Origin of the sequence: Campylobacter sp. RM9334, assembly GCF_020138145.1 — a bacterium.
Lineage (GTDB): Bacteria > Campylobacterota > Campylobacteria > Campylobacterales > Campylobacteraceae > Campylobacter_E.
Map to the genome: position 1 here is coordinate 1 of NZ_JACGAX010000046.1, position 1,606 is coordinate 1,606.

Below are 1,606 nucleotides of genomic sequence, written 5' to 3' on the forward strand. Positions count from 1 at the left end.
AAATATTACAGGTGATATCAAAGAAGAAGTAAATGAAATAATTGCTAAAAATGATAGTTCTTTAAATACAGATAATGTGCCAGAAGTTGTTCCAAATAAGCCTAGTGATGATTTAGTTATTCCAAGTAATCCAAATACAACACCAGATACGCCAAGTAATCCTAATAATAATTCAAATACTACAAATACACCAGATAATAAATTAGATGATAATAAAGTTGTATTGCCTAGTGTTCCTGTTGTAAAAGATGAAAAAGAATGGACTAAATTAGAACCTTCTATTCCTAATAAATTTTTTGCTAATAATAATGTGAATAGTTATTATTACTATTCAGAAGATTTAAATTCTAAAAGTGCAGCTAGTCTTAATTTAGGCACTATGACGCTTGATTTATATGGTAGAAAATTAGAAGATGATAAGAGTGTTAAATCTTTTGATTATTATACTTTAGATGGCAATAAAAATACTCTTACTAGCAATAGTTACAATGTTTCTGATATAGGAATTAAAGAAATAAAAACTCAAAATTATAACTTGCAAAATACTAGTCTAAATACACCTAATGCTGAAAAGAATTTAGAATATTCATCAGATTATGCTAGTTTTAGTGCGAATAAAAACGAATTAAAAGCTCAATTAGTTGGTATTAATTATGATTTAAGCAAATCAGATTTATCTCATTTTACAACTTTAAAAGATGATTGGAATAGTTTTAAAAATGATATAGAAAAAAATAATCAAACAGCTATTAATTACTATTCAAATACAAATTCTGCCGCTGAACTTGATTTATCAAGAGGACTTTTAACTTATTATTCAAAAGAGCAAACTAAAAAAGATGGTAGGGATAGTGCTTATAATTTAAGATATTTTGTTATGAACCATAATTATTTGCAAATGCGTGAATATGATATAGAAGATTTAGAATACAACGGCTATACAATGAATTTTAAAGCTCCTACTATTGTAGATTCAACTTCGGATCATTATAGAACTACTGCTTATGTCAATAAAGAACAAGTTGAATATACAGCAACGAAAAATGGTAGTTTGGATTTAAATATTTTAAATATAAAAGAAAATTTAAAATTTACTAATTCTTCAAATTATAGAAAGCAATTAGCTGATTGGGATAATGAAAAAAATAAATTCTTTAAAGAATTTTACACAAACCCAGCTCAAGAATTTTATTATGCTGATACGAAAAACAATTATGTTAAGTTAAAGCCAAGTGATTCGTATTTTGCTAGTTATAGCAAGATTAATGATACTTCTGATGTTTTATTTGAATTACAGAATAGTAAATTATTAGGAGTGTATAATAAAAATAATGTAATAACTAGAATAAATCCTCAAGTAAATTCAACTATGGATATTGATAATTCTCAATATAAATTAAAAATTGATAGTAACGAACTTGATAAAACTTCTATTAAATTAGAAACAGAAACAAGTAAAGCTAAATTACAAATAGAAAGCAAAATAGCAAATGAGGATTTAAAGATAAAAACAGATGAATTAAAAAAATCTTTAAATGTTTCAGATATAAACAAAAAGATTAACGAGATTAAAAGTAAATAAGGAATATAGATGAGAAAACTTGTA

General features: G+C 24.7%; 1 protein-coding gene. It reads left to right on the top strand.

Features of this window, described 5'->3' with window-relative positions; all coding sequences use genetic code 11:
• On the top strand, positions 1-1,582 hold a 1,582-nt coding region (locus AVBRAN9334_RS10050; protein ID WP_336607734.1), incomplete at its 5' end, for a hypothetical protein.
• Positions 1,583-1,606 lie beyond the last annotated feature (24 nt).